This window comes from Gilliamella sp. ESL0443, assembly GCF_019469165.1.
Classification (GTDB): Bacteria; Pseudomonadota; Gammaproteobacteria; order Enterobacterales; family Orbaceae; genus Gilliamella; species Gilliamella apicola_E.
The window spans coordinates 178,303-204,927 of the sequence record NZ_CP048263.1 but is presented as its reverse complement, the minus strand read 5'-3'; the positions used below and the strand labels follow the sequence as shown (position 1 = coordinate 204,927).

The window sequence follows — 26,625 nt, the reverse complement described above, 5'->3', positions numbered from 1 at the left end:
TTACGTTAGGTACTGCTAAACTAGCTCACATTTTAGTATATTCATTAGTACATTATTTTTTTCAGGATAAATTTATGCGAACCAGTAAATATCTTCTATCTACATTAAAAGAGACACCCGCTGATGCTGAAGTGATAAGCCATCAATTAATGTTACGTGCCGGCATGATCCGTAAAGTTGCCGCTGGACTATATACTTGGCTACCCACTGGCTATCGTGTACTTAAAAAAGTTGAAAATATTGTTCGGGAAGAGATGAATAAAGCCGGTGCAATTGAAGTATTAATGCCTGTTGTACAGCCTGCTGATATTTGGCAAGAGAGTGGTCGTTGGGAACAATATGGTCCAGAGCTATTACGTATTAAAGACCGTGGTGACCGTGATTTTGTATTAGGCCCAACCCATGAGGAAGTGATCACTGACTTACTTCGTAATGAAGTCAGTTCCTATAAACAATTACCGCTTAATGTTTATCAAATTCAAACCAAATTCCGCGACGAAGTCCGCCCACGATTTGGGGTAATGCGTTCGCGTGAATTTATTATGAAAGATGCTTATTCGTTTCATACTTCACAAGAATCTTTACAAGAAACCTATGATGATATGTATAAGGCTTACAGTGCGGTATTTACTCGTGCAGGCTTAAATTTTAGAGCAGTGCGTGCTGATACGGGTTCTATTGGTGGCAACTGGTCGCATGAGTTCCAAGTATTAGCCGATAGTGGTGAAGATGATATTGTCTTTTCAACTGAATCTGACTACGCTGCTAATATTGAGATGGCACAAGCATTAGCACCAACGCAAAGCCGATCAGCACCAACTAAGGCAATGGAACTGGTTGATACACCTGATGCCAAAACAATTGATGAATTAGTTGCACAATTCAATTTACCGATTGAAAAAACAGTTAAAACACTCATGGTCAAGGCGACTAAAGAGAGTGGGCACCAACTTGTAGCTTTATTAGTTCGTGGTGATCACACGTTGAATGAAATCAAAGCGGAAAAAATTGATATTGTGGCATCACCGCTTGAATTTGCAACTGAAGAAGAAATTCGCGCGGTAGTGAATGCAGGACCTGGCTCTTTAGGACCAGTAAACCTTAATATGCCAATCATCATTGACCGTGATGTGGCAGTAATGAGTGATTTTAGTGCTGGCGCCAACATTGATCATAAACATTATTTCAATATCAATTGGGAAAGAGATGTCGCTTTACCTCGCATTGAAGATATTCGTAATGTGGTTGAAGGCGATATTAGCCCAGATGGTAAAGGGACATTACAAATTAAACGTGGTATTGAAGTTGGGCATATTTTCCAACTTGGTACTAAGTATTCAGAAGCAATGAAAGCAACTGTCCAAGGTGAAGATGGACAAAACCATGTGATGATCATGGGCTGTTATGGAATTGGGGTTAGCCGAATTGTTGCAGCTGCAATTGAACAATGCCATGACGATCGAGGGATTATTTGGCCAGAAGCGATTGCACCATTTAGTGTTGTCATTATTCCAATGAATATGCATAAATCAGAAAAAGTACAAGCCACTGCTGAAAAACTTTATGCCGATCTCCAAGCTCTGGGTATTGAAGTATTATTTGATGATCGTAAAGAGCGTCCTGGTGTTATGTTTGCAGATGCCGAACTTATTGGTATTCCTCATACTATCGTTATTGGTGAACGTAACCTTGATAATGGTGAAGTGGAATACAAACATCGTGCGGGTGGCGATAAAGAATTAATTAAAGTTGATGATATCGTTGAATTTATTAAAAAACGTCAACAATAAATTTAAGAATTAGATTTTAATATTGGAGCACAAATGGCCTGTAATAAAATATCCAAAATAACTAATATTTTCTTATTGTGTTACTTGTGCTTTATTATTAGTGGTTGCCAATCTAATATCAATTCTTTACATCTCCCTGATAATTTTTATCAAGTTTCTAATGATGTCTATCGCTCTGAGCAACCCAATGTAGAGCAGATAGCGCAGCTTGATAAACTTGGCTTTAAAACCATTATAAATTTACGGCTATTTCACAGCGATCGAGAGTTAGTCGAAAATACACAGATGTCAGAAGTTTGGATTCGAATGCGAGCAGGTGATATTACTGATGAGAAAATGATCCAAGTAATGAAAGCAATTCATAGCTCCCCTAAACCGATATTAATCCATTGTTGGCAAGGTAGTGATCGTACCGGCGTCACTATTGCTATGTACCGTTTGGTTTTTGAAAATTGGACTAAATCTCAAGCAATTAATGAGTTAATGCAAACTGAATTTGGTCATCACTACAATGTTTATCCTAACATACGAAAATACATTGAAAACGTTGATGTAGAATATATTCGCCATGCTGTATTTGAATAATTTCATTATTTAATTTAATAAACTAAATAGTCTTTATCAAATAAATAGCTCAATTTGATAAAAAATTCAAAGTGATATTGTCTTTTTTTTAAGCTAAAATGTTTCATAATCAAATTTTTTTATGAGTCATAAATATGTTAAAAAAAGCAATCGCATTGGTACTATCAACATCACTATTCTTACAAAATACACCTATTGTTTATGCAGCAGATAATATAACACTACCTGAGATGGGAACCGCAGCTGCAACCACATTAAGCATCGGGCAAGAAAAAGAGATGGGTGATTATTATGTGCGATTGTTACGAGGCAGTGCTCCTATAGCCAATGACCCTGTCTTAAATCAATATATTAATAATTTAGGGAAAAAATTAGTTTCTAAATCTGAATCAGTTCAAACCCCTTTCCATTTTTATATAATGAAAAGTAATGTGCTCAATGCCTTTGCTTTTTTTGGCGGTAATGTTGTCATTCATTCAAGAATAATTATGGATACTGATAATGAAAGCCAATTAGCTTCGGTTATGGCTCACGAAATTGGGCATGTTACTCAACGCCATTTAGCTCGCGCTATGGAGGCTCAAAATAAAAATAGTCCTTATGTTTGGGGAGGAGCCTTAGGTTCATTACTATTAACATTAGCTAATCCAGAAGCGGGTATGGCGGCAATGACAACCACTATGGCAAGTTCGACACAGAGTATGATTAGTTTTACTCAATCAAATGAACAAGAAGCCGATAGAGTTGGGCTTAGAACCATAGCGAAAGCCGGATTTGATCCTCATGCATCTTCTGAATTTTTACAAAAGCTGGCTGATCAAAGTCGCTTCAGTAGTAAACCGCCTGAAATTTTAATGACTCACCCATTACCGAATAGCCGTTTATCGGATATGCGCAATCGCTCTTTGCAATATTCTAAAAAAAATGTACCTTCCTCATTAAGTTATTATTTAGCTAAGGCCCGAATAGCAATACTTATGGGAAATAATAATACTGCTAAACTATTACTTGATAATTATCGCAAATTGAATACCGATCAGGGTAAAAAGGCGCTAACCTATGCCGTCGCACTAAGTAATTACAAAAGTAAAAATCTTGTTCAAGCAAAAATTCAATTGCAACCGTTATTAGATAATGATCCAGATAATATTTGGTACATTGATTTAATGACAGATATCAATTTAGAAAGTAATAATAATAAAGAAGCCATAGCTCGTTTACAATCTGCCTTAAAACGATCACCGGATAATGCTGTATTACAATTAAATCTTGCTAATGCTTATATAAAAGATGGCCAATATCAGCAAGCGGTGAGTTTATTGCATCGTTATACATTTGATCACAATGATGATACTAATGGTTGGGATTTACTGGTTACCGCTTATGGGGGAATAAAATCGAGAGCTCAAGAAATGAGTGCAAGGGCAGAATCAATCGCGCTTGAAGGACGTTTCCCAGAAGCAATTCAATTATTAACCAATGCTAGAGCTCAAGCTAAAGGTAATCAAACATTAATTTCAAAAATTGACGCAAGAATAAATCAATTAAAACAATTACAAAAACGTTACACTGCTTATAGCAGAAGGTAGTCTGAATATTACTCGGCTAATAACTTAATTAGCCGAGTATACATGACAAAATTAACGGTAATTAATTGTTTAAATGATCGACATTATTATAAAACTTAACTGAAAATTCCCCTTCAGGCTTATCATCAGTTTGCTTATAGTTAACTACACTTATACTGGTATTTAACACTCGTGGGAAATAATCTTCATCACGATGTCTACGCCAATCTCCACCATTTAAAACACAAAGTAATATTCTTAAAACCGTACCATGTGATACAACTAAAATATTACCTTCATCTTGCGGTGCATTTTTTACGATAACATTTAAAGCTTCTTTCATACGAGAAAGTATATCAAGGTAGTTTTCACCTTGGTTAATAGATGAGTCAAAGTTTTCAGGATCGGTTAAATAAGTCGTGAATTCAGGTATTTCTTTTTTTAATGAAGGAACATGTTTGCCTTCCCAAAGACCAAAATCCATTTCTCTTAGATTATCAAGTTCAAAAGTCGGAATGACATTGTCATTTTCATGAATGATATAATCTCGAGTTTCTTTAGCCCGTTGTTGTGGGCTTGAGTAGGCTTGTATAAAAGGTATATTTTTCAGATGCTTTCCTGTGATTTGAGCGCCTAAAACACCATTTTCTGTCAAAGGCGAATTTTTCGATCCTTGCATTTGATCTTTAATATTCCATTCGGTTTGACCATGTCTAATTAAATATAAATTAAGATCTTTCATTATTGTTGATTACCTTCTCATTTAAATCATTGTTGATATTTATCATTTCTAATCTGGATTAAACAGTTTTGCAATATATTATCCATCGGGGCATGTAATTGCATCTCTTGTAAAGTTTTTGGATGAATAAATTTCACATTAGCTGCATGTAAAAATAATCGATTAAGTTTGCTTTTAGCTAATAATTCATCAAATTGGCTATCTCCGTAACGATCATCAAATGCTATTGGATGATTAACATATTGAGTGTGTACACGAATTTGATGCGTTCGTCCGGTTACGGGGCTAGCTTTTATTAATGTTGCAAAACCAAAGCGTTCTTCCACTTTGAATCGTGTTTCAGATGGCTTACCTTCTGCATTTACCTTAACCACGCGTTCACCACTTTTGAGTACATTTTTTAATAGTGGTGCTTGTACAACTTTACATTCAGAAGGCCAATTACCTTTCACTAAAGCTAAATAATTTTTTTGCATCTGTTTTAAACGAAGTTGTTCATGTAATGCTTTTAGTGCAGAACGTTTCTTAGCAATAAGTAAAACACCAGATGTTTCACGATCGATACGATGTACTAATTCTAAAAATTTGGCTTCAGGTCTTAATGCTCTTAATCCTTCAATAACGCCAAAACTTAAGCCACTTCCACCATGTACGGCAATGCCAGATGGTTTATTAATCGCAAGAATCACATCATCTTCATAAATAATTGATTTTTCTAAATCAGCAACTTTATTCAGTTTTTTTGAAATTTCAGGAACTGTTTTTTCTGAAACACGAATAGGTGGAATTCGAACCTCATCACCAATGGTTAATTTATATTCTGGCTTAATCCGCTTTTTGTTGACACGCACTTCCCCTTTTCTAAGTATGCGATAAATCATACTTTTAGGCACACCTTTAAGGTATGTTATTAAAAAGTTGTCAATTCGTTGTGTCACATTTTCTTCAGTGATTGTGACAAATGAGACTTGTAATTTTGTTTGTTGAACGTTTGAGTCCATAAGAAAAGATTAATCCACCCTTAATAAATAAAAGTCGTTTTACATTACTTAAAAATAAACTACACTAATGGTAATAAGAATAAGATTGGTTAATTTTAATAACCTTAATATAAAATGATTATAGCGGAATATGGAGGAATAAAATAGTATGTTGTATTTACTCAACCAATACTCTCGAGGAAGATTTGCTTGGTTTTTATTGTTTCTTTCCACCGCTATTTTTGAATTGACCGCTCTCTATTTTCAACATGGTTTAGGCCTAGCTCCTTGTACTTTATGTATTTATCAGCGATGTGCAATTTACGGTATTATGTTTGGCAGCATCGTTGGACTTATCAACCCTAAAAAATTAATATTTAGACTAGCTGGCATATTAATCTGGCTATTTAGCGCTTTTAAGGGGTTTGAATTAGCAACTTTTCATGCCCATTTGCAGTTCGAACCAGATTTAAGTGATACCTGTGCAATTAATGTCCAATTCCCTTCTTGGTTACCATTAAATGAATGGTTACCAAGCATGTTTAATGCTTATGGTTCTTGTTCAGAAAAAATCTGGTCGTTCTTAACTATTGAAATGTCGCAATGGATGATAATCATTTTTGCTTGCTATCTTTTTGTTAGTTTAATCATACTATTTTGCCAATTGTTTTCAGCTAATAAAAAGTCAATCTGGAGTAAATAAGTTTATTTCAACTGGCACTTTTTACCGAGTTTGTTAGAATGTGTGACAATTTAATTTGACAAATTATCACACTAAATGCTTTTGGAATATCATCCCCCCATTGATCCTTGGTTAACTATTTTATATCAAGATGATCATATTGTTGTGGTTAACAAACAACCTGGTATTTTGTCGGTATCAGGAAATAAACCACAATTTATAGATAGTATTATTCATCGTTTACAACAAAAATATAGTTATGTTGAATCAGTCCATCGTCTAGATATGGCTACGAGTGGCATTATGGTTGCTGCTTTATCTAAATTAGCAGATAGAGAAATTAAAAAGCAGTTTAGAGAGCGTATACCTAAAAAAACATATATTGCTGTGGTCCACGGTCACCTTAAGGATGACGCAGGCCAAGTCGAACTCCCATTAATTTGTGATTGGCCTAATCGCCCAAGACAGATGGTAGATCATGAAAATGGCAAATATGCATTAACACATTATCAAGTTATTTCACGCAATAATGATAATACAACTCGGGTGGCATTGTTTCCATTTACAGGGCGCTCTCATCAATTAAGAGTGCATATGCAAGCTATAGGGCATCCTATTTTAGGCGATAAATTTTATGCTCATCCTGAAGCATTTTCAATGTCAAAAAGGTTATTGTTACATGCTCAACATCTAACAATAAATCATCCTAAAACCGGTGAAACTCTGACATTCCGTTGTGAGCCTGATTTTTAAAATTTAAGCGTACATCTACTTGCTATACTTAATTAACTAATTACGATATAAAACTAATATCATGGAGTCATTAAATGCAGAAAATTGTTTTAGCCACTAATAACCAAGGAAAGGTCAATGAATTACAAACGCTTTTAGCCGATGCTGGATTTGATGTTATAGCCCAAAATAGCTTCAATGTTCCTGATATAGAAGAAACAGGCCTAACATTTATTGAAAATGCCATCTTAAAAGCAAGACATACCGCAAAAGTGACTCAACTACCGGCGATAGCAGATGATTCAGGTTTAGTTGTTCAAGCACTAAACGGGCAACCTGGTATCTATTCAGCTCGTTATGCGGGAGAACATGGTAATGACAAAAGCAATAATGAAAAGCTGTTACTTGAATTAAAAGATGTGCCTAAAGAAAAAAGGACAGCATACTTTTATTGTGCACTCGCTTTTATGCGACACGAAAATGATCCTACACCAATCATCTGTTTAGGGAAATGGAATGGATTAATTATGAATGAACCTCATGGAAGTGGTGGTTTTGGTTATGATCCATTATTCTATATTCCTGAGCTTAATTGCAGTGCAGCAGAGCTAACTAAAGAACATAAGAGCCAAATTTCTCATCGTGGACAGGCTTTAAAACAGTTAATAGCTAAAATAAAAACAGATTATTAGAGAATTTATTTAGCTTATTGTTTCTTTTCATGAATTGCACATGTTGAACTAAACAGTATATACTAGTGCACCAATTATTTTGGAGTCGATATTGTGATATTGTTGATAGTAAGTGGCCGTTCCGGTTCAGGAAAATCAATTGCATTACGCGCATTAGAAGATATGGGTTTTTATTGCGTTGATAATATTCCCGTCGCATTATTACCGCAACTTGCAGAATCATTAAAAGATAACAATACACCTGTTGCGGTTAGTATCGATATTCGCAATTTACCAGCTAACTTTAATTTTGATCATGATATTTTTCAGCGATTACCATCATCTGTTACTCCTGAAATAATCTTTTTTGATTGTAGTCGTAATACTCTGATCCGACGTTATAGCGAAACAAGACGAATACATCCACTAACCAATCAAAAATACTCTTTAGAAGAAGCCATTGATCTTGAAGAGAAGTATTTAGAGCCTTTAAAATCACACGCAAGTTTAGTTATTAATACTGATAATCTTTCAGTTCATGAGTTATCTAATATTCTTCGTTCACGGATTTTAGGAAAAAAAGAGCGGGAATTAACCATGATTTTTGAATCATTTGGCTTCAAACATGGTTTACCTGTCGATGCTGATTTCGTATTTGATGTAAGATTTTTACCTAACCCGCATTGGGATATATCATTACGTCCATTAACTGGCTTAGATGAGCCTGTTAAAAATTTCTTACTAAAACATGATGAAGTTACCAATTTCATTTATCAAACAGCCAATTATTTACAACAGTGGTTACCAATGTTAGAAAAAAATAATCGTAGCTATTTAACGATAGCCATCGGTTGTACAGGCGGGCAACACCGTTCTGTTTTTATTGCAGAACAATTAGCCGGGTTTTTTAAAGCGCAAAATAAACAAGTGCAAATTCGTCATCGAACACTTGAAAAAAAATAATTACTACTACTACTCTGAAAGTTCAAAATTTGGTAACTCCTCAAATCGTTTTTTATATTTTTCAAAAATATCTTTCAGAGTTAGCTTAGGTTTAGCCGGTTTAATTAATTCACTGACTTTAACTAATTCGATATTGTCAGGCAAATTAGCTAATTTTGCTCTTAAAACATTAACGGTTTGAGGATGTGGATGGCCAATGGCGATAGCATAACCATTTTTTTGCGCAATTTTAACTGCCAGATCAAACTGCTGACTAATAGCACTTTCTATCTGCTTATCATCTAAAAATACATCACGCCCAATTACAGTTATATTATAATCAGTTGCGGCATTTTTTACTTGAGTTTTACCTATCGTTTTACTATCCAAAAAAAACATTGAGTGATGACTTAATGCTTTCATAACATTGTGCATACCATTGAAATTTGATGTCATCAAACTGCCCATATGATTATTTACACCTATTGCATATGGAACTAGGGATACTGCATCATCAACAATTCTTTTTACTTCTGCTTCATCCATATAAGGAAATAGAGTATCTTTTTCTAGAGGTTGTTTACCCATAGGAGCCATAGGTAAGTGAATAATCACATCATTACCATGTTGATGAGCAAAGGTTGCGATATGTTTGGCATTTGGTGAATGAGGTAAAACAGCAATTGTAATGTTGGGTGAAAATAAAATAATCTGTTCTTCATTATGTTGACGATAACCAAAATCATCAATCACTAACGCTAGTTTCGCAGCATATGCACTATTTACATTTAATAATAATATCCCTATATATAATATACGTTTAATCATTTTAACCAACCACTAGGATCTAATGCTTTACCATCTCGGCGAATTTCAAAATAAAGTCCAGGAGTATTTTGACCTCCGCTTGAACCAACAATTGCAATCGGCTGATCTGTCCTAACATTATCACCGACTTCTACTAAAACACGTTGGTTATAGCCATATAAACTCATATCGCCTTTACCGTGCTCAAGCGCAACCACAAAACCATAACCTTGCAGCCAGCTGGCTAGGATAACTCGACCATCAGTAATTGCTTTGACTTGTGTGCCATCTTTGGCATTTATCACCATTCCCTTCCAACGAAGTTCACCTTGCAAAGCCTCACCAAATCGATGAGCAATACTACCATTTACAGGCCAAAGAAATTGATTCTGTGGTTTACCAATACCACTAACTCGAGCCATTAATGCACGTTCATCCGCATTAGGTGTATAATTTGTATTCTTTTGTTTTTCTTGGATATTTTTGGCTTGTCTTGCTTCTTCTTCCGCAATTCGACGGTTTTCTCTTTCTGCTTGAGCAATCTTAGCCTGTAATTTCGCTTCATTATCTTTAAGTTGAGCTAATTTTTGTTGATTTTTTTGCATTGATGATTCAAGAGAATTGATAGTTTTTTGGCGTTTTTGGTGATTTTTTTCTAAGGCTATTTGCTCTTGTTTTTGCTTGTTATGTAGTGTTTTTTGAATGGCTTGCTTTTTTTGTAAAGCATTTTTCTTTTCATTGAGTTGTAATTGCGTTTCACGAAGCTTATTTATTTGTTGTTGTCTTGCTTCATTAATATAACGAAAATAAGTAATAAGGCGTTCATTACGCTCACTTTGTTCGCTAGCAAAGATCAACTTAAAATTGGTATTTTTTCCTAATTTAAATGCGCTTTCTAGCTGTTTGGATAACTCATCTCGTTGTTGATTTTGTTTAATGGTTAATTCATCAATTTGCTTGATTAAATTAGTAATTTCCCCATCTAATTTTTTTAGCGTAAGACCATTTTTTTCAATCGATGTAAGTAAATTAGCAATTTCAGTTTCTTGGTTTTTAAGATCATTGACCAATTGAGTCCGTTCTTTTGTTTGTTCTGCTAGGCGCTTTTCATGCTCTTTAATTGAACGACGCAATGATTCTAATTGTTGATTATCATCAGCATACACAAAATGTGTATTCATTAATCCAATAAATAAAATAATCAATAGATTACGATAAATAGACATGGCCTTTTTATTTATGATTTATTACCAAGCAATAAAGATAACTTTACTATACCTACAAATGTGTAAAGATGCAAAATGAAAACTATATTATGTAACTTTATTAATAAAAGTAATTAGGCATTTCACAAGCACTAATAAAAAGTATAAAATGTAGCACTATTTAATTTGTAGTAAAAATTAATTTAACCACAAAGATAACATCATGCAAAAGTTTAATGTCAAAACCTTTCAGGGTTTAATACTTACGTTACAAGATTATTGGGCTAATCAAGGTTGTACAGTGATTCAGCCATTAGATATGGAAGTCGGCGCAGGTACTTCTCATCCAATGACCTGTTTAAGAGCACTTGGTCCTGAACCGATTAATGCTGCTTACGTTCAACCTTCTCGCCGCCCTACTGATGGTCGTTATGGTGAAAATCCTAATAGGTTACAACATTATTACCAATTCCAAGTTATCTTAAAACCATCACCAGATAATATCCAAGAACTTTACTTAGGATCACTAAAAGAGCTTGGTCTTGATCCAACTGTTAACGATATCCGTTTTGTAGAAGACAATTGGGAAAATCCAACATTAGGTGCATGGGGATTAGGTTGGGAAGTTTGGTTAAACGGTATGGAAGTGACCCAATTTACCTATTTCCAACAAGTTGGTGGTCTTGAGTGTAAACCGGTGACTGGCGAGATTACTTATGGTTTAGAACGCCTTGCTATGTATATTCAAGGCGTAGATAGCGTTTATGATTTAATCTGGAGTGATGGCGCATTTGGTAAAACCACTTATGGTGATGTTTTTCACCAAAACGAAGTTGAACAATCCACTTATAATTTCGAGTACGCTAATATTGATTTCTTATTTTATTGTTTTGAACAACATGAAAAAGAAGCAAAAATGTTACTTGAATTAGAAAAACCTCTACCGCTACCTGCTTATGAACGTATTTTAAAAGCAGCTCACTGCTTCAATTTACTTGATGCCCGCAAAGCTATTTCAGTAACTGAGCGACAACGTTACATATTGCGTATCAGAACATTAACAAAAATGGTTGCTGAAGCATATTACGCCTCTCGTGAAGCACTTGGATTTCCAATGTGCCAAAATAAACGTTCTAACCAAAATGCATCAAAGTAGGAATTGATATATTATGCAAAAAACATTTCTAGTAGAAATCGGTACTGAAGAGTTACCACCGAAATCACTCCGCACTTTGGCTGAAAGCTTTGCAGCTAATTTTATTGAACAACTTGATAATGCTAACTTAGAACATGGTGAGGTACTTTGGTTTGCATCGCCGCGCCGTTTAGCTTTAAAAGTATTGAATTTAAATGACACTCAACCAGATAGCCAAGTTGTTAAACGCGGTCCTGCGGTAAGTGCCGCATTTGATGCAAATGGTAAACCAACAAAAGCAGCAGAAGGCTGGGCTAGAGGGTGTGGCATCGATATCTCTCAAGCAGAGCGCATTCAAACAGATAAAGGCGAATGGTTATCTTATACTCATAATCAAAAAGGACAGCCTGTTGTTAATTTATTATGTGATATGGTTAAAAATGCATTAAATAAATTACCTATTCCTAAACCTATGCGCTGGGCAGCTCGCCAAGTTGAATTTATCAGACCAAGCCATACTGTAACTATGCTATATGGTGATCAACTCGTACCGGGCGTCATTTTAGACATTCAATCAGATCGTATTATTCGCGGACACCGCTTTATGGGTGAACAAGAATTTACCATTGATAATGCTGACCAATATCCTGAAATCCTTGAACAACGAGGCAAAGTTATTGCTGACTATAACAAGCGAAAATCAATCATTAAGCAGCAAGTTCAAGAAGCTGCTGAAAAACTTAATGGTAAAGCAGATTTAACTGAAAGCTTACTTGAGGAAGTTTCATCATTGGTTGAATGGCCTGTAGTATTAACAGCAAAATTTGAAGAAAGATTTTTAGAAGTTCCAGCTGAATCATTGGTATATACGATGAAAGGCGATCAAAAATATTTCCCTGTCTATGATAAACAAGGAAAACTATTACCAAACTTTATTTTCGTTGCCAATATTGAATCGAAAGATCCTCAAGTTGTTATTTCTGGTAATGAAAAAGTAGTTCGTCCACGCTTAGCTGATGCCGAATTTTTCTATAGAACAGACTTAAAACAACGTTTGGAAGATCGCCTTCCTCGCCTTGAGACGGTTTTATTTCAACAACAACTTGGTACAGTTAAAGATAAAGCACTTCGTATTGAGGCCTTATCTGGATTCATCGCTGAAAAAATTGGTGCTAACACTGAACAAGCCAAACGTGCAGGGAAATTAACTAAATGTGATTTAGTGACCAACACGGTGTTTGAATTTCCTGAAACACAAGGCATCATAGGTCGATATATAGCGATTAAAGATGGTGAAAGTATTGAAGTCGCTACCGCTATTGAAGAACAATATAAACCTCGTTTTTCAGGCGATGAACTACCAAGTACTCCTGTGTCTAGTGCGGTATCTATTGCCGAAAAAATGGATACATTAGCCGGTATTTTTGGTATTGGTCAACATCCTAAAGGTGATAAAGATCCATTTGCACTTCGCCGTGCAGCTATTGGTGTATTACGTATTATTGTTGAAAAAAGCTTACCTCTTGATTTAGTTGAGCTAGCAAGTTTTGCCACATCTTTATATGGAAATAAATTAACCAACAACAATGTTGTTATAGATATTGTTAATTTTATGCAAGGTCGATTCCGAGCATGGTATCAAGAAAAAGGATTTGCGATAGATACCATTCAGGCTGTCTTGGCAATTAATCCAACCAAGCCTGCAGATTTTGATACCCGCGTTAATGCGGTAACACATTTTAGAACGTTACCTGAAGCTTCTTCATTAGCAGAAGCAAATAAACGTGTATCAAATATTTTGTCTAAATCTGAAAACGCTATCCCTGAAAATATTAACGCTTCACTTCTTGAAACGGGAGCTGAAAGCGAATTAGCTATGCAAATAGCAATATTGACAGATAAGTTAGCACCTTACTTTACTGAAGGTCGATATCAAGATGCCTTAATTGAATTAGCATCACTTAAAGCACCTATTGATACATTTTTTGAGAAAGTAATGGTAATGGTTGATGACGAAAAAATTAAACTAAACCGATTGGCTCTTTTGAAAAAATTACAAAATTTATTTTTGAAGGTTGCCGATATTTCTATACTACAATCATAACTTTTGAATTAAATATAAAGACCGTGGTAATACTAGTATTACCACCCATAAGGAAAAACGATGGACTCACAAAACAATTTATCATTTTTAGTTACTTTTGAAAAAACAGTTAACTTTATTCGCAATAGATTCCCACTAATCGCAATCGCAAGCGTAGTGCTTGCATTAGCTAGTTCATTATTATCGTATCTTATTTTTGATCCAGCTGCTCTTGTAGCTAGCATGGTCTATTACTCAAATCCAGCTCAAGTTCTTGGTGCATTATTTGGAAGATTATTGCTTTTAACAATTGTCTTCATCTTTATTGGTGCCGTGGCAATTGGTATTATTTATAATTTAACTGCTAGTGACAAATTAGATACGAAATTAGTGTCACAACGCATATTACCTGCTTTTCTAAATCTTGCAGGATTTACCGCTATTTATTTTATTATATTTATTATAGCAGGAATTTTGCTTTCTTTAATTATGTGGATTATCGGAATGATATTACCCCAAAAGTTAGTTGTATTATTAACTATATTGATAGGTTTTGCTATATATCTTATCATAAGCATCATTGTGAATTACTTTTGTGCTTCATTAATAGTTCCAGATTCAATAGGATTTTTTCAAAGATTTGCTGGAAGCCATAAATTAGCTGTAACAAAATGGAAAGCACCTTTACTAATGGTATTAATTTCTTTTGGGATTACTATCGTTCTAGGGCTTATTAATTATTTATTGGGTAATAATATTATTGTAGCGACTATTACTTCAATAGTATCTATGTTTATTAGTTTCTTTGTATATAGCTTCTTCTATCGCTTATACAACGTATCTAATAATGTTGAATTACCGAAACTAGATGATAATAATCAAAACAATCAACAAATCATCTCTTAATTTTTTTATGTAGTATAGTTTAGTTTAATCCTAAAAATCCCTATTAATGGCAATTAATAGGGATCATCATTCTCACTTATAATAATTCTTACTATTATGACGCCAGCCATTAGATTGCTCAAAAAGCATAAAATTAAATTTAATATCCATCAATATCAACATGACGCACAACAAACCCATTATGGACAAGAAGCTGCGGATAAACTTGGATTAGAACTAAATGTTGTTTCAGGTCAGATATTTAAAACACTGATTGTATGCATAAATGGGGACAATAAATCATTAGCAGTCTGTGTATTACCGGTTGATTGTACATTGGATCTTAAACAAGCCGCTAAAATTCTTGATTGCAAAAAAGTAGCATTAGCTGACCCGAATCTAGCACAAAAAACAACAGGTTATTTAGTCGGTGGGATAAGTCCTCTCGGACAAAAAAAGCTATTACCTACACTCATTGATGATAGTGCTAAACAATATTCAATGATGATGGTATCAGGGGGTAAAAGAGGATTAGAAATCGAAATATCACCACAAGATTTAGCTGATCAATTAAATGCTAAATTTGCTAAATTAACGGTTTAGATAATAAGTAAAATCATTTCTAAAAACTCAAGAAAAAATAGATTAAAAAGTTGGAGTTAAAAATAAAGCCATAACGATGAGTTATGGCCTTAAAAAATTCTCTAATAGAAAGCAATAAAATTATTTGATTGCTTCTTTTAAGCTTTTACCAGAAACAAATGCTGGTACTTTGCTTGCTGCAATTTTGATTTCTTTACCAGTTTTTGGGTTACGACCAGTACGAGCTTTACGAGCATTAACTTTAAATGTACCGAAACCAACTAATTGAACTGGCTCACCAGATTTTAATGATTCAGTGATTGAAGCTAAAGTTGCTTCTAAAGCAGTTTTTGCTGCAACTTTAGTAATATTAGCTTTGCTAGCAATAGCATCTACAAGTTCTGTTTTATTCATGGAATATCCTTACATATTTATTTTATTGTTAAAGTTAACATTAATAAACAAAGTTAAAACCCAACTTTGCTTCTGTAAACTTGATTTAGATTACATTGTTGTTAAATGTAGTCTATATTTGCCTAATGTTAAAGAAAAATTTAATAAAAATTAAAAAAATCACGCTTTAACCGATTTAATTGCTCAAAAAAACACCAATATTGCTAGTTTCTGCAGACCGAATGTCCATTTTCAAGCCTTTAATCAAGTCTAACATTTCATTATTTTCATCACTCAATAAGCGAAAAATTTCCCACTGCAAATCAAATTCATCAATTACACTAGGCAAAGTTACTTGTTCATCTTCTGAAAGTTCAATATTATCTTTTGTCATTTCAAATTCAGCTACAGTAGTTGCGGAAATAGAGCTAACTTTGGCTGAGTGTTCATCTATTTCACCACTTATATAAGAGTGTAGAATTTCACTAAGACCCTGACAAGCATCAATAGCAGGGTAAACCATATATGGGCTATCTTCCTTGATGACTGGAATTAACGATTCAAGTTTCTCAAGTTGTAAATCAAAATTAATTTTCACATTCTCAACCAATAGTGATTCCCAAATAAGATCTAGAATTTTTTTATATCCTACTGCTGATTGTTCATCTTGTTGTAAATTGCAATAATAAATAAAGTTTGGATACATTCGTTCGCATAGACAAACCATAAATAAACGCTGCTTCCAAACTGGCAATTTTGCTATTCTTAATTGAATAGGATTTTTAATCATGAATGAAACCTTTTTGACCGTGTGTGTACTGATTCAACTAAATATTGTACATGCTCAATGGGAATATCTTGGTGAATACCATGTCCTAAATTAAAGACATGACCATTATGATAGCCAAATTCACATAGAACCGACTCAACGTTAGACTCAATCGTTTCCTTATTGGCATACAATATAGAAGGATCTAAATTACCTTGTATGGCAATCTTACCTTTTTGTTCTATCTGATTCAAATCCACTGTCCAATCAACACCGATGGCATCAGCCCCTGATTTAGAAATAGTATCGAGCCATAAACCACCACCTTTTGTAAATAGCGTCACAGGAACATAAGAAGTGATATTCTGGCTTTTCTTACCCCTTTTTAGTTGAGATAAGATAAGTTCCATATAATACAAAGAAAACGCTCGATAACTTTCATGGCTAAGCACCCCGCCCCAAGTATCAAATATCATAATCGATTGGGCGCCAGCTTCAATTTGAGCATTTAAATACAATATTACACTGTTAGCTAATTTTTCTAGCAGCAAATGTAATGCTTTAGGTGCACAATAAAGCATCTTTTTTATTTTAGTAAAGGTCTTACTACTACCGCCTTCAACCATATAAGTTGCTAAAGTCCATGGACTACCAGAAAAGCCAATTAATGGAACTTTGCCACCTAACTCTTTTTTCGTTAACCCAATAGCATCCATTACATATTTGAGAGATTGTCCTGGATCTGGTATAGGCAATTGTGCAATATCATCTAAACAAGAAATCGTTTTTTTAAATTTAGGCCCTTCGCCTGTTTCAAAATATAAACCAAGTCCCATTGCATCGGGAATGGTTAAAATATCTGAAAAAATAATAGCAGCATCAAGATCAAATCGCCGAATGGGTTGTAAAGTTGCTTCACAGGCAAGTTCTGGTGTTTGGCACATCGTCATAAAATCACCAGCTTTAGCCCTAAGCTGCCGATATTCAGGTAAGTATCGACCGGCTTGGCGCATCATCCAAATTGGCGTGTAATCCACAGGTAAACATTGTAATGCACGTAAATAACGATCGTTTTTCAATTGGCTCATCTTTTTAGCTCTATAAATTATGAGATAGGGTAAATGGGACAGTTCTACATTTAGCTCAAAATAGCTAATTTGACAATTATTTCCGATCTTGAGGCTGCGACAATATACGTTGAGCGTAACAAATCAATGTTTCAGAAATATTTTGCATCACGCTACTTTCTGGAGCAAAGCGATGCCAATACAGCATACGTCTTTGAAATAAGCCTTCCGTTAAATTAACCAATTCACCATTTTTTAACTCTTGTTCAACTTGTAACATTGGTATCATACAACATGCAGAACCTTGTTTAGCCAATTGGACAAAAGCTTCAGATGAACTAGTAATATGGCAAATAACACTACCTGGTGTAAGACTAAAATTTTCTTGCAAAAAGGCTTGGTGCATATCATCCAAATGGTCAAATGCCACTGCAGGCGCTTTTAAAAGCGATGAACGAGTAACACCATTAGGAAAGTATTTTTTAGCAAACTCAGGAGAAGCAACAAAAATATAATCCAATGCCCCTAATAAATCAGATAAACATCCCGGTAAAGGATTGGGTTGAATGCTAATTGCAGCAACGACAGTACCTAAGCGTAGAAGTTCTAACGTATGCTCTTCATCTTTGACTTGAATATCAAAGCGTAAAATATTTTTATCTAAAACTGGTTTTAAAGCGGGTAAAAACCAAGTTGCTAAAGAGTCAGCATTAATTGCAATTGATAATGACAATGGCGTAGTATTTTGCTCATTGTCACCTAACCATTGTTGTTCTAATAATTCAACTTGATGCAATAATCCTAAAAGATGCTCACCTTGTTTAGTCGCTTTTGGAGGAATCGTTCTTACTAATAGTTGCTGACCAAAAAAGCTTTCTAATTGCTTAATGCGTTGCGATACTGCTGGTTGCGTAATACACAATTTGTCAGCTGCTCGTTCAAATCCTCGTTCTTTTATCACTGCATCTAATGCTTGTAATGCTCTATAATCTGGACGCTTCATAATCTCTTTACTAATGATTTGATCTTCGCTTGGTCATTCAAGCTATTTTAATTTTGCAAAAAATTTGAAATAGATCTAAAACCTTATAGATTTTCTTAAAATACTAATGATTTTTGCTTCCCAATTGGGTACTATGCCATATCTTAAACAATTTTGCTTTTAAAATTTTAATTTTTTGATCAAAATTATATTTACACACGGTGATATCATGACACAAGATGAACTAAAAAAAGCAGTAGGTTGGTCAGCCCTTAAATTTGTTAAACCAGATTCATTAGTAGGCGTAGGCACAGGTTCTACTGCGGCTCACTTTATTGATGCTCTTGCAACAATAAAAGATCAGATAAAAGGAACTGTCTCTAGTTCAGAAGCGTCAACCCAAAAATTAAAAAGCTATGGTATTCCAGTTTTAGACTGTAATGACGTTGATAGCTTAGATATTTATGTCGATGGAGCAGATGAAATTAATCATAATATGCAAATGATTAAAGGCGGGGGAGCCGCGTTAACACGTGAAAAAATAGTATCGGCTCTGGCAAAACAATTTATCTGTATCGTTGATGAGTCAAAAGTGGTCGACGTTCTCGGGAAATTTCCACTTCCAGTAGAAGTCATTCCGATGGCCCGTTCTTATGTTGCTCGAGAATTATTCAAACTTGGCGGCAAACCTATCTACCGTCAAGGAGTGGTTACTGACAATGGCAATGTTATTTTAGATGTTCACGACCTTGTAATTGCAAAACCAATGGAATTAGAAGATAGGATTAATAGTATTGCCGGTGTCGTCACAGTAGGGTTATTCGCTAATAAAGGCGCTGATATCGCTTTGGTAGGCACGAGTTCTGGTGTGAAAGAAATAAAAAAATAATAAATTACTTTTTTTAATTAATAACTTTGCATGACAAATTGTTTTAAATATTAAAGATAGAGAGGAAGAAATGGTTGTTCAAGCGTTAACCAAAGATGAAAACAAGTTTCTGTTACTTGAAGGTGTCCACCCTAGCGCGATTGAAACACTTAAATCGGCAGGCTTTAACAACATTGAATATCATAAAGGTGCGCTATCCAAATCCGAACTTGAAGCGGCAATTAAAGATGCAAGATTTATTGGTATTCGCTCAAGAACACATTTAACAAAAGATATAATCGATGCTGCCCCAAAACTTGCAGGAATTGGTTGTTTCTGTATTGGAACCAATCAAGTTGAACTTGATGCTGCAACCGTTAAAGGAATTCCTGTTTTTAATGCACCGTTTTCTAATACGCGTTCTGTTGCAGAGCTAGTATTGGCTGAAGCGATTTTATTACTTCGCCGAGTACCTGAAGCTAATGCCAAAGCTCACCAGGGAAAATGGAACAAATTAGCCACAGGTTCTCATGAAGCGCGTGGTAAAAATTTAGGTATCATTGGTTATGGCCATATCGGTAGTCAATTAAGCGTATTGGCTGAATCATTAGGCATGAATGTTTATTTTTATGATATCGAAACTAAATTACCATTAGGCAATGCCAAACAAATTTCATCCATGAAAGAATTACTTGCCATGAGTGATATTGTAAGTATGCATGTTCCAGAAAACTCAACCACAATTAAAATGATTGGCAAATCAGAAATCGACATGATGAAATCAGGCTCTATATTGATTAATGCCTCTCGCGGTAGTGTGATTGATATTGAAGCCTTAACTCAAGCGTTGGAAAACAATAAACTTAGTGGTGCTGCTATTGACGTTTTCCCTAGTGAACCGGCAACTAATAGCGATCCATTCGAATCACCACTGTGTAAATTTGATAATGTCATTATTACCCCACATATCGGCGGTTCAACTACTGAAGCTCAAGAAAATATCGGTATTGAAGTTGCAACCAAGTTGGCAAAATATTCTGATACAGGCGCAACACTTTCAGCGGTTAACTTCCCTGAAGCATCATTACCGATTCCGGCAAAAGGATCTAGTCGATTTATTAATATTCATCACAATCAACCCGGCGTGTTGACTGCAATAAATACGCTATTTGCAGAACAAGGTCTAAACATTTCAGCTCAGTATTTACAGACTGATTCTAAAATTGGTTATGTTGTGATTGATATTGATAGAGTAGAACAAAATAAAGCAGAAGAGTTATTAGTTAAACTAAAAAATGTCGCTGGTACAATTCGAGCAAGATTATTGTTCTAATCCACTTTGCTAAGGCGTTCGGGCAATTATTTCCATGTCCGAACGCATAATATTAGGTTTAGAAATTATTCGAGTGTTTCAGATAGATCGTTAATATCAAACCAATTTTAATAAAATTACCACCATTATTAACGTCAAAAACCCCGTTCCTCAACTTTTTTTAGATTTTAATATCTTTTTACTTATCTAAAGGTTTTACTTTTATAACTTTAATACCTTTTTGAATTAATGCGTCGTAATATTTATCATCTAAATTATTGTCTGTAATAATCGTATCAACTGATTCTATATCACAAACGACATTTGGGCTACGTCGCCCAAATTTGGTTGAGTCAACGAGTAAAATCAATTTTGCAGCGGCTTTACTCATCGCCACACTACCATGATAGCTTTCGTTGAATGTTGTCACACCACCAACTACATCAACACCATCAGCACCCATAAATAATTTATCAAAAGTATAAGATTCAAAGGCCGCAATTGCTGATGCATGATTACTATGGAAGGAGGCTGATTTTCGGCGAAAAGTGCCACCTGTTAAAATAATGGTTTGATCGTTATCATTAGCTACCAGTTCATTAACCATATGTAAACTATTGGTCATAATAGTTAAATTATTAAACTGGGCTAACATTGGAATCATCTGTGCGACAGTACTGCCTGCATCGAAAATAATTGAATCACCTTCATGGATCAATTTAGCGGCTTCTTGAGCAATCGCTTTTTTAGCAGCAGTATTAATGTAGGTTTTATGATCAATAGCTCTGTCACCGATTTCTCGATTTAGCATTGCTCCACCATAAGTCCTTAAAACTAATCCACTCTCATTAAGTTGAGTAAGATCTTTCCTTATAGTGGTTCCAGTAGTCCGAAAATGTGCGACTAATTCATCTACACTAACCTGTCCATGATTTTGTAAATATTCTAAAATTGCGGTTTGCCTTTGTTTAACTTTCATGCCAAGATTCCATTATTTTCACAGTAAATAAGATCATTTACTTTGCAAGATAGTATACTTCAATATAAAAGAAAATACTTTTCAAAATAAAAGTTAAATACTATTTATTGCTCGCGGTTAACGCAACTGATAATGCACTTCGCGAAGCAGGATCGTTTGGGTAAATCGTTTCAGGTATAATCTCTTTTGCATTAAGTCCATGTAATTGAGGAATAGTCTTAGGTAATGCAAATACTGTAATGCCCTTCATTTTTACTGAATCAATTACATTTTGGTTTTCATCTAATGAGATAGCAATTAGGACTCTTGGCTTAAACCATTTAGTTTGACTACGACCAACCCCCAAATATCGCCCTTTTTTCATCGCTAAAAAGGCTTGATTAAATCGGCGAATTTGCAACCAACTAAATATGATTTGGACACACCAAGCCATAAGCGCAAAAATAATTAAAGTTGTCGTCATGTTCATGGCTATCTCCATTAATAATTTAGGCTAAATAAAAATGCGAAAGTGATAACAAACACTTTCGCACTTTATTTTAATTAGAACATTACTTGGCCACCAGTAATATTAATTGATTGTCCAGTACAATATGAAGCCTTATCACTTGCATAAAATAATAAGACATTAAGCACATCTTGATAATCACAACCACGTTTAAGTGGCACTTTATCAATATAAACTTGCTCAACTTCGTTTTCTGGAATACCTAATTTTTTAGCGTATTGAGGAATTAATGATTGGAACATTGGTGATTTTAATAAATTACCCAACATTAATGAATTTACAGTAATACCATAATCTGCAAGATCAAGTGCTAATGATTGAGTTAAACCAACACCACCAAATTTAGCAGCACTATAACCAGAATTATGTTTACTACCTACTTTACCTGATTTTGAATTTATTTGAATAATTCGTCCAGCCGTTTTATGTTTGAGCATTAATTTAGCAAACTCGCGAGCACACAAAAAGTAACCAGTAAGATTAACATTTACTGATAATTGAAAATCGCTTAAAGCAAAGTTTGTAATAGGAGCTGCTTTAGCAACACCTGCACTATAAACCATTAAATCAGCTCGGTTAAATGTATTATCAACATCTTGTGCAAGTTTAATCACACTCTCTTCATTTGTTGCATCAACACCAAAGCCTTTTGCGGTACCGGCTCCATGTTTCTGATTGATAGCATCTGCTACTTTATTTGCATTTTCAATATTTAAATCAGCAACAGCTACATTATAACCAGCATCAGCAATCCCTTTACATAAAAACTCACCTAAAGTTTGTCCTCCACCTACAACAACTGCAACTTTTTTCATTCTTTGTTCCTTAATTAGTTAAAATTTTAATTTCATCACCCACAAAAAGTTGATTTGGAATGTCACCTTTTACATGGATAGTTCCCGGTAATTCTGCTTGGCTACTGCCGTCAAACCTTAATGTGATATGCCCTAATTCACGAAAATTGGTGCTAGCAACATCGCCAACGGAGGTAATTTGAAAAGTATGTTTGCCAATTTGAAATACTTGCCCTACTTGTAGATCTTGTTTTAAATCATCATGACTATGTACAAAACAGTAATCAGCTAAGTCTGATGGCGCGCCATTTTTAAATAGTATTAGCATGCCATCAGCCAATGCATCTGGGGCAAACTCACCAATTTGATTAATTTTTGATTGATAGATAACATTCGACATCGTTAACCTTCTTTAATTTTTAGTTGAAGCGAAATTTTCAAATTTCACTGTTTGCTAAAGAGGGATGATGTTCATCCCTAAATACTTAAATATGTCTATTGATAGATAAATAATGACACTGCCCAAGCGATTAATACGGTTGGTGCACCAGTTAAAAATCGACTTACTAGAACCGAAGGAACACCTACACGAACAGTATCTTGTTTTGCTTCTGCTAGTGATAAACCGACAGGGATAAAGTCACATGCAGCTTGAGCATTTATGGCAAACAATGCTGGTAGTGCTAAATGAGGTGGAATATTACCTAACCCAATTTGTACACCAACTAATGTACCGATAACTTGCGCGATTACCGCGCCAGGACCTAAGAACGGTGAAAGTAATGGGAAAGAACAAATTAATGCTAATATCACTAAACCAAGTGGATTATCTGCTAAAGGGACTAATCCATGGGCAATGAAGTCACCTAATCCAGATGCAATAATGATCCCGATTAAGGCTGAAACAAATGCCATGAAAGGTAAAATCGTTTTGAGAACAGTATCAATAGTATCTCGGCCAGCTTGGAAAAAAACTGCTACACCAGACCCCATACCGATACCAATTTTGGCTAATAAGCCATCACTTTGTTCAGTGATTTTTTTACTACTGTCATAATCTTTAAATTCTGACGCTTTAGTTTTTGCTTGAACTGTTTCTCCTACAACATCACCTTCCTTTTCAATTAGTTTGATATTGTTTGGCTTAACAGCAGAAACATAAATGTCTTCGACAATATATTGTGCAAGTGGTCCTGATTTACCAGTTGCGTGGATGTTGATAGTTGGTATTCGATTTTTTGGATAAATACCACAACGGAGAGTACCACCACAGTCAATTACAGCAACGCCTATTTCGTCTTTTGGTGGTTCACCTTCTTTAAAACCATCAATTGCTTCCCAACCAGTTAGTTCAACTAAAGTATCGACTATTGCTGGTCTAGTACCAGCTGCAATGTAAACAATTTTTTTACCAGCAACGATTGGAAGCTCTAATGGACCACCCCAACCTGCTTCACCTTTTTCAATATGAATATATTTAGCCATTTTATTTTCCTTATATCGTGATAGATAATTGTTATAAATGAACTTTTCTATCTAGTTTAATTCCCATTTTTTTCTCAAAAATGGCTGTACAAAAGTCAGTAATCCAACCTCTAAAGAAGTTAGTAACTAAACCGACAAGGAAATAACTAACAGCTAATGGACCTAATGGTAAATTTAATGTAGTTAATCCAGCAGCAACCCCTAAATAAACAAAAAGTTCGCCAGGATTTACATGTGGAAATAAACCATTCATTGAGTGGCAGCTATAAGAGGATGCTGCATAATAGCTAGGTTTGTAAAACTCTGGCATAAAGCGACCTAAGCTTAGTGTCATCGGATTACAAAATACAAATGTACCAATTAAAGGAAGTAATAAATAACGTGAAACAGGGTTACCCGCACAAGCTTGAGCTAAACGTTCAATACGGTCTTGTCCAATAAATTTAATGACCGCATTCATAACTACTAACAATGAAATTAATAAAGGTAAAATCGAGGTGACCATCCCGACTAACACTTTACCGCCTTCTTGGAATAAACCGATAAACCACTCGGCTCCAAATGAAATTGTATCAATCATATTTTCTCCTATTGATTTAAATTGCAAAGAAATATTAACAATTATGAAATCAAAAAAACTTTAACTGGATCACAGTTTGAAACATTTTCTTTTATTTTGAAAGAAATATTTTAAACAATAGAAAAAAATGGGGTAATTAATCATTCATAGATAGTTGATATAGCAGTAATAGTTAAAAATAGCTCATTTTGATTGGACTTTAATAAAGAGTTGGCGTAATTTGGTGTTAGTTAAATAATCATTTAATTCACCTATAGGAGAATATTACATGGCTAAAAGTACTACAAAAAAAAGCACAACGGCTTCGAAATCATCAACATCTCCAAAAGTTTTAAAAAATGTAAGTTCTGCCAAAAGATTACAACAATCTGCAATTTTATTTCCAACTGATTTAGGCCAAAAAGCTTCAAAAGATATTTCTGGCGCAATGAACTCTGTATTAGCAGATGTGTTTGCTCTATATTTAAAAACTAAAAACTTCCACTGGCATGTCAGCGGTCCACATTTCCGTGATTATCATTTAATGTTAGATGACCATGGTGAAGAACTATTTGCAATGACAGATCCAATTGCTGAACGTGTACGTAAATTAGGTGGAACGACTTTACGTTCAATTGGTCATATTTCTAAATTACAAAGTATTTCAGACAACAATGCTGATTTTGTTGAACCATCAGATATGCTTGCTGAACTTTGTCAAGATAACATCAAACTTACAGAACGTATGCGCGTAGCACATGATATCTGTGACAAATATAACGATACCGCAACAGCTAGTTTAATTGAAGAGTGGATTGATCAAACTGAAAGACGCGCATGGTTCCTATTTGAAACAGGTCGTAGAATGGACTCATCAGGACACTAAAGCTCTGTGAAGTTCTGTAATTATCATAAATAAGAGACACTCATGGTGTCTCTTATTTTCAATTTAAGAGGAACCAAAAATGAGTAAAAAAATTGCAGTACTTGTTGGTAGTTTACGTAAAGATTCCTATAACTTAAAAGTAGCCAAAGTTTTTCAACAAATTGCGCCATCATCACTTTCACTAAATATCATTCAAATCGGTGATTTACCTTTATATAACGAAGATATTGATACTGATACACCGCCACAATCCTATAATCGTTTTCGCCAAGAAATTGCCAATTGTGATGGTGTGATTTTTGTTACACCAGAATACAATCGCGGATTACCCGCTGTCATAAAAAATGCACTTGATGTTGGATCACGCCCTTATGGTAAAAGTGTTTGGTCTAAAAAACCAGCTGCTGTGGTCTCTGTATCACAAGGCGCTATTGGTGGCTTTGGTGCAAATCATCATTTACGACAATCTTTAGTTTTTCTTGATATGCCTACCCTACAACAACCGGAAGCTTATATCGGTAATATTGGTACAGCTTTTGATGAAAGTGGCAATATTAACGAAAAAACCAAGTCTTTTCTTTCATCAATCATTGAAAGTTATGCTAAATGGGTTGAACAGCTAAGTTAATAATGA

Annotated in this window: 29 protein-coding genes; 15 read left to right on the top strand and 14 right to left on the bottom strand. The window is 34.7% G+C overall.

Annotation, left to right across the window (positions count from 1 at the left end):
• The first annotated feature begins 74 nt into the window (after positions 1 to 74).
• From proS to GYM76_RS00960, 3 genes are all read left to right on the top strand, one after another.
• Positions 75 to 1,790: a proline--tRNA ligase gene (gene proS / locus GYM76_RS00970; protein ID WP_065735039.1), complete on the top strand. Its 1,716-nt coding sequence runs from the start codon at positions 75 to 77 to the stop codon at positions 1,788 to 1,790.
• Between the two features lie 33 nt (positions 1,791 to 1,823).
• Positions 1,824 to 2,375, top strand: coding sequence for a tyrosine-protein phosphatase (locus GYM76_RS00965; protein WP_220225582.1), 552 nt, complete (start codon positions 1,824 to 1,826; stop codon positions 2,373 to 2,375).
• Between the two features lie 134 nt (positions 2,376 to 2,509).
• On the top strand, positions 2,510 to 3,964 hold the full coding sequence (locus GYM76_RS00960) for a M48 family metalloprotease (RefSeq protein WP_220225581.1): 1,455 nt from the start codon (positions 2,510 to 2,512) through the stop codon (positions 3,962 to 3,964).
• 61 nt (positions 3,965 to 4,025) lie between these two features.
• On the opposite strand, the gene GYM76_RS00955 is transcribed toward GYM76_RS00960, so the two are convergent.
• Both GYM76_RS00955 and rluC read right to left on the bottom strand, forming a co-directional pair.
• Positions 4,026 to 4,685, bottom strand: a complete 660-nt coding sequence (locus GYM76_RS00955; protein ID WP_220225580.1) for a histidine phosphatase family protein — start codon at positions 4,683 to 4,685, stop codon at positions 4,026 to 4,028.
• A gap of 26 nt (positions 4,686 to 4,711) precedes the next feature.
• Positions 4,712 to 5,686: a 23S rRNA pseudouridine(955/2504/2580) synthase RluC gene (gene rluC / locus GYM76_RS00950; RefSeq protein ID WP_220225579.1), complete on the bottom strand. Its 975-nt coding sequence runs from the start codon at positions 5,684 to 5,686 to the stop codon at positions 4,712 to 4,714.
• A 148-nt stretch (positions 5,687 to 5,834) separates the two neighbouring features.
• Here rluC and dsbB point away from each other — a divergent pair, with 148 nt between their 5' ends.
• The 4 genes from dsbB to rapZ all read left to right on the top strand — a co-directional run bounded on the left by dsbB (position 5,835) and on the right by rapZ (position 8,713).
• Positions 5,835 to 6,368: a disulfide bond formation protein DsbB gene (gene dsbB, locus GYM76_RS00945; protein ID WP_065735035.1), complete on the top strand. Its 534-nt coding sequence runs from the start codon at positions 5,835 to 5,837 to the stop codon at positions 6,366 to 6,368.
• Between the two features lie 75 nt (positions 6,369 to 6,443).
• Positions 6,444 to 7,100 carry a bifunctional tRNA pseudouridine(32) synthase/23S rRNA pseudouridine(746) synthase RluA gene (gene rluA / locus GYM76_RS00940; RefSeq protein ID WP_065562015.1) on the top strand — a complete coding sequence of 219 codons (657 nt, stop codon included), beginning with the start codon at positions 6,444 to 6,446 and terminating at the stop codon, positions 7,098 to 7,100.
• A 74-nt stretch (positions 7,101 to 7,174) separates the two neighbouring features.
• Positions 7,175 to 7,771, top strand: coding sequence for an XTP/dITP diphosphatase (locus tag GYM76_RS00935; protein WP_065735034.1), 597 nt, complete (start codon positions 7,175 to 7,177; stop codon positions 7,769 to 7,771).
• A 93-nt stretch (positions 7,772 to 7,864) separates the two neighbouring features.
• The gene (rapZ, locus tag GYM76_RS00930) at positions 7,865 to 8,713 is read left to right on the top strand and encodes an RNase adapter RapZ (protein WP_065735033.1); all 849 of its coding nucleotides are present in this window, start codon (positions 7,865 to 7,867) and stop codon (positions 8,711 to 8,713) included.
• Positions 8,714 to 8,722: 9 nt separating this feature from the next.
• Here the strand turns inward: rapZ and GYM76_RS00925 are convergent, their stop codons facing one another.
• Both GYM76_RS00925 and envC read right to left on the bottom strand, forming a co-directional pair.
• Complete coding sequence (locus GYM76_RS00925; protein WP_065735032.1) at positions 8,723 to 9,520, bottom strand: divergent polysaccharide deacetylase family protein; 798 nt, start codon at positions 9,518 to 9,520, stop codon at positions 8,723 to 8,725.
• Entirely contained in the window at positions 9,517 to 10,725 is a 1,209-nt protein-coding gene (gene envC, locus GYM76_RS00920; protein WP_220225578.1) for a murein hydrolase activator EnvC, read from the bottom strand. The genes GYM76_RS00925 and envC overlap by 4 nt, the downstream gene beginning before the upstream one ends.
• Positions 10,726 to 10,927: 202 nt before the next feature.
• Between envC and glyQ the strand changes: the two genes are divergently transcribed.
• The 4 genes from glyQ (at position 10,928) to ybaK (ending at position 15,410) form a co-directional block, all read left to right on the top strand.
• A complete protein-coding gene (glyQ, locus tag GYM76_RS00915; protein WP_065562010.1) occupies positions 10,928 to 11,860 on the top strand; it encodes a glycine--tRNA ligase subunit alpha in 933 nt (310 codons plus the stop codon).
• Between the two features lie 10 nt (positions 11,861 to 11,870).
• Complete coding sequence (gene glyS / locus GYM76_RS00910; protein WP_370632594.1) at positions 11,871 to 13,943, top strand: glycine--tRNA ligase subunit beta; 2,073 nt, start codon at positions 11,871 to 11,873, stop codon at positions 13,941 to 13,943.
• A gap of 60 nt (positions 13,944 to 14,003) precedes the next feature.
• On the top strand, positions 14,004 to 14,828 hold the full coding sequence (locus GYM76_RS00905; protein WP_065562008.1) for a hypothetical protein: 825 nt from the start codon (positions 14,004 to 14,006) through the stop codon (positions 14,826 to 14,828).
• A 96-nt stretch (positions 14,829 to 14,924) separates the two neighbouring features.
• Positions 14,925 to 15,410 carry a Cys-tRNA(Pro) deacylase gene (gene ybaK, locus GYM76_RS00900; protein WP_255561361.1) on the top strand — a complete coding sequence of 162 codons (486 nt, stop codon included), beginning with the start codon at positions 14,925 to 14,927 and terminating at the stop codon, positions 15,408 to 15,410.
• A gap of 120 nt (positions 15,411 to 15,530) precedes the next feature.
• Here ybaK and GYM76_RS00895 read toward each other — a convergent pair whose 3' ends face one another.
• From GYM76_RS00895 to GYM76_RS00880, 4 genes are all read right to left on the bottom strand, one after another.
• Positions 15,531 to 15,803, bottom strand: a complete 273-nt coding sequence (locus GYM76_RS00895; RefSeq protein WP_065562006.1) for an HU family DNA-binding protein — start codon at positions 15,801 to 15,803, stop codon at positions 15,531 to 15,533.
• 175 nt (positions 15,804 to 15,978) lie between these two features.
• Complete coding sequence (locus GYM76_RS00890; RefSeq protein WP_220225575.1) at positions 15,979 to 16,572, bottom strand: YjaG family protein; 594 nt, start codon at positions 16,570 to 16,572, stop codon at positions 15,979 to 15,981.
• Complete coding sequence (gene hemE / locus GYM76_RS00885) at positions 16,569 to 17,639, bottom strand: uroporphyrinogen decarboxylase (RefSeq protein ID WP_220225574.1); 1,071 nt, start codon at positions 17,637 to 17,639, stop codon at positions 16,569 to 16,571. The genes GYM76_RS00890 and hemE overlap by 4 nt, the downstream gene beginning before the upstream one ends.
• Before the next feature lie 76 nt (positions 17,640 to 17,715).
• A complete protein-coding gene (locus tag GYM76_RS00880; RefSeq protein ID WP_220225573.1) occupies positions 17,716 to 18,621 on the bottom strand; it encodes a LysR family transcriptional regulator ArgP in 906 nt (301 codons plus the stop codon).
• A gap of 208 nt (positions 18,622 to 18,829) precedes the next feature.
• On the opposite strand from GYM76_RS00880, the gene rpiA reads away from it, so the two are divergent.
• Together rpiA and serA are read left to right on the top strand one after the other, a co-directional pair.
• Positions 18,830 to 19,489, top strand: coding sequence for a ribose-5-phosphate isomerase RpiA (gene rpiA / locus GYM76_RS00875; RefSeq protein WP_065562002.1), 660 nt, complete (start codon positions 18,830 to 18,832; stop codon positions 19,487 to 19,489).
• Between the two features lie 70 nt (positions 19,490 to 19,559).
• Positions 19,560 to 20,801 (top strand): phosphoglycerate dehydrogenase, encoded by a 1,242-nt coding sequence (gene serA, locus GYM76_RS00870; RefSeq protein WP_065562001.1) that lies wholly within the window; start codon positions 19,560 to 19,562, stop codon positions 20,799 to 20,801.
• Between the two features lie 178 nt (positions 20,802 to 20,979).
• Here serA and GYM76_RS00865 read toward each other — a convergent pair whose 3' ends face one another.
• From GYM76_RS00865 to srlA, 6 genes are all read right to left on the bottom strand, one after another.
• Positions 20,980 to 21,759: a DNA-binding transcriptional repressor gene (locus GYM76_RS00865; RefSeq protein WP_065562000.1), complete on the bottom strand. Its 780-nt coding sequence runs from the start codon at positions 21,757 to 21,759 to the stop codon at positions 20,980 to 20,982.
• Between the two features lie 100 nt (positions 21,760 to 21,859).
• Entirely contained in the window at positions 21,860 to 22,228 is a 369-nt protein-coding gene (locus tag GYM76_RS00860; protein WP_065561999.1) for a transcriptional regulator GutM, read from the bottom strand.
• A gap of 74 nt (positions 22,229 to 22,302) precedes the next feature.
• A complete protein-coding gene (srlD, locus tag GYM76_RS00855) occupies positions 22,303 to 23,082 on the bottom strand; it encodes a sorbitol-6-phosphate dehydrogenase (protein WP_065561998.1) in 780 nt (259 codons plus the stop codon).
• Positions 23,083 to 23,092: 10 nt separating this feature from the next.
• Positions 23,093 to 23,461 carry a PTS glucitol/sorbitol transporter subunit IIA gene (srlB, locus tag GYM76_RS00850; protein ID WP_065561997.1) on the bottom strand — a complete coding sequence of 123 codons (369 nt, stop codon included), beginning with the start codon at positions 23,459 to 23,461 and terminating at the stop codon, positions 23,093 to 23,095.
• A gap of 95 nt (positions 23,462 to 23,556) precedes the next feature.
• On the bottom strand, positions 23,557 to 24,546 hold the full coding sequence (locus GYM76_RS00845; RefSeq protein ID WP_220225572.1) for a PTS glucitol/sorbitol transporter subunit IIB: 990 nt from the start codon (positions 24,544 to 24,546) through the stop codon (positions 23,557 to 23,559).
• 31 nt (positions 24,547 to 24,577) lie between these two features.
• On the bottom strand, positions 24,578 to 25,126 hold the full coding sequence (srlA, locus tag GYM76_RS00840) for a glucitol/sorbitol-specific PTS transporter subunit IIC (protein ID WP_065561995.1): 549 nt from the start codon (positions 25,124 to 25,126) through the stop codon (positions 24,578 to 24,580).
• Between the two features lie 268 nt (positions 25,127 to 25,394).
• On the opposite strand from srlA, the gene GYM76_RS00835 reads away from it, so the two are divergent.
• On the top strand, positions 25,395 to 25,991 hold the full coding sequence (locus tag GYM76_RS00835; RefSeq protein WP_220225571.1) for a Dps family protein: 597 nt from the start codon (positions 25,395 to 25,397) through the stop codon (positions 25,989 to 25,991).
• Between the two features lie 79 nt (positions 25,992 to 26,070).
• A complete protein-coding gene (locus GYM76_RS00830) occupies positions 26,071 to 26,619 on the top strand; it encodes an NADPH-dependent FMN reductase (protein WP_065735025.1) in 549 nt (182 codons plus the stop codon).
• Positions 26,620 to 26,625 lie beyond the last annotated feature (6 nt).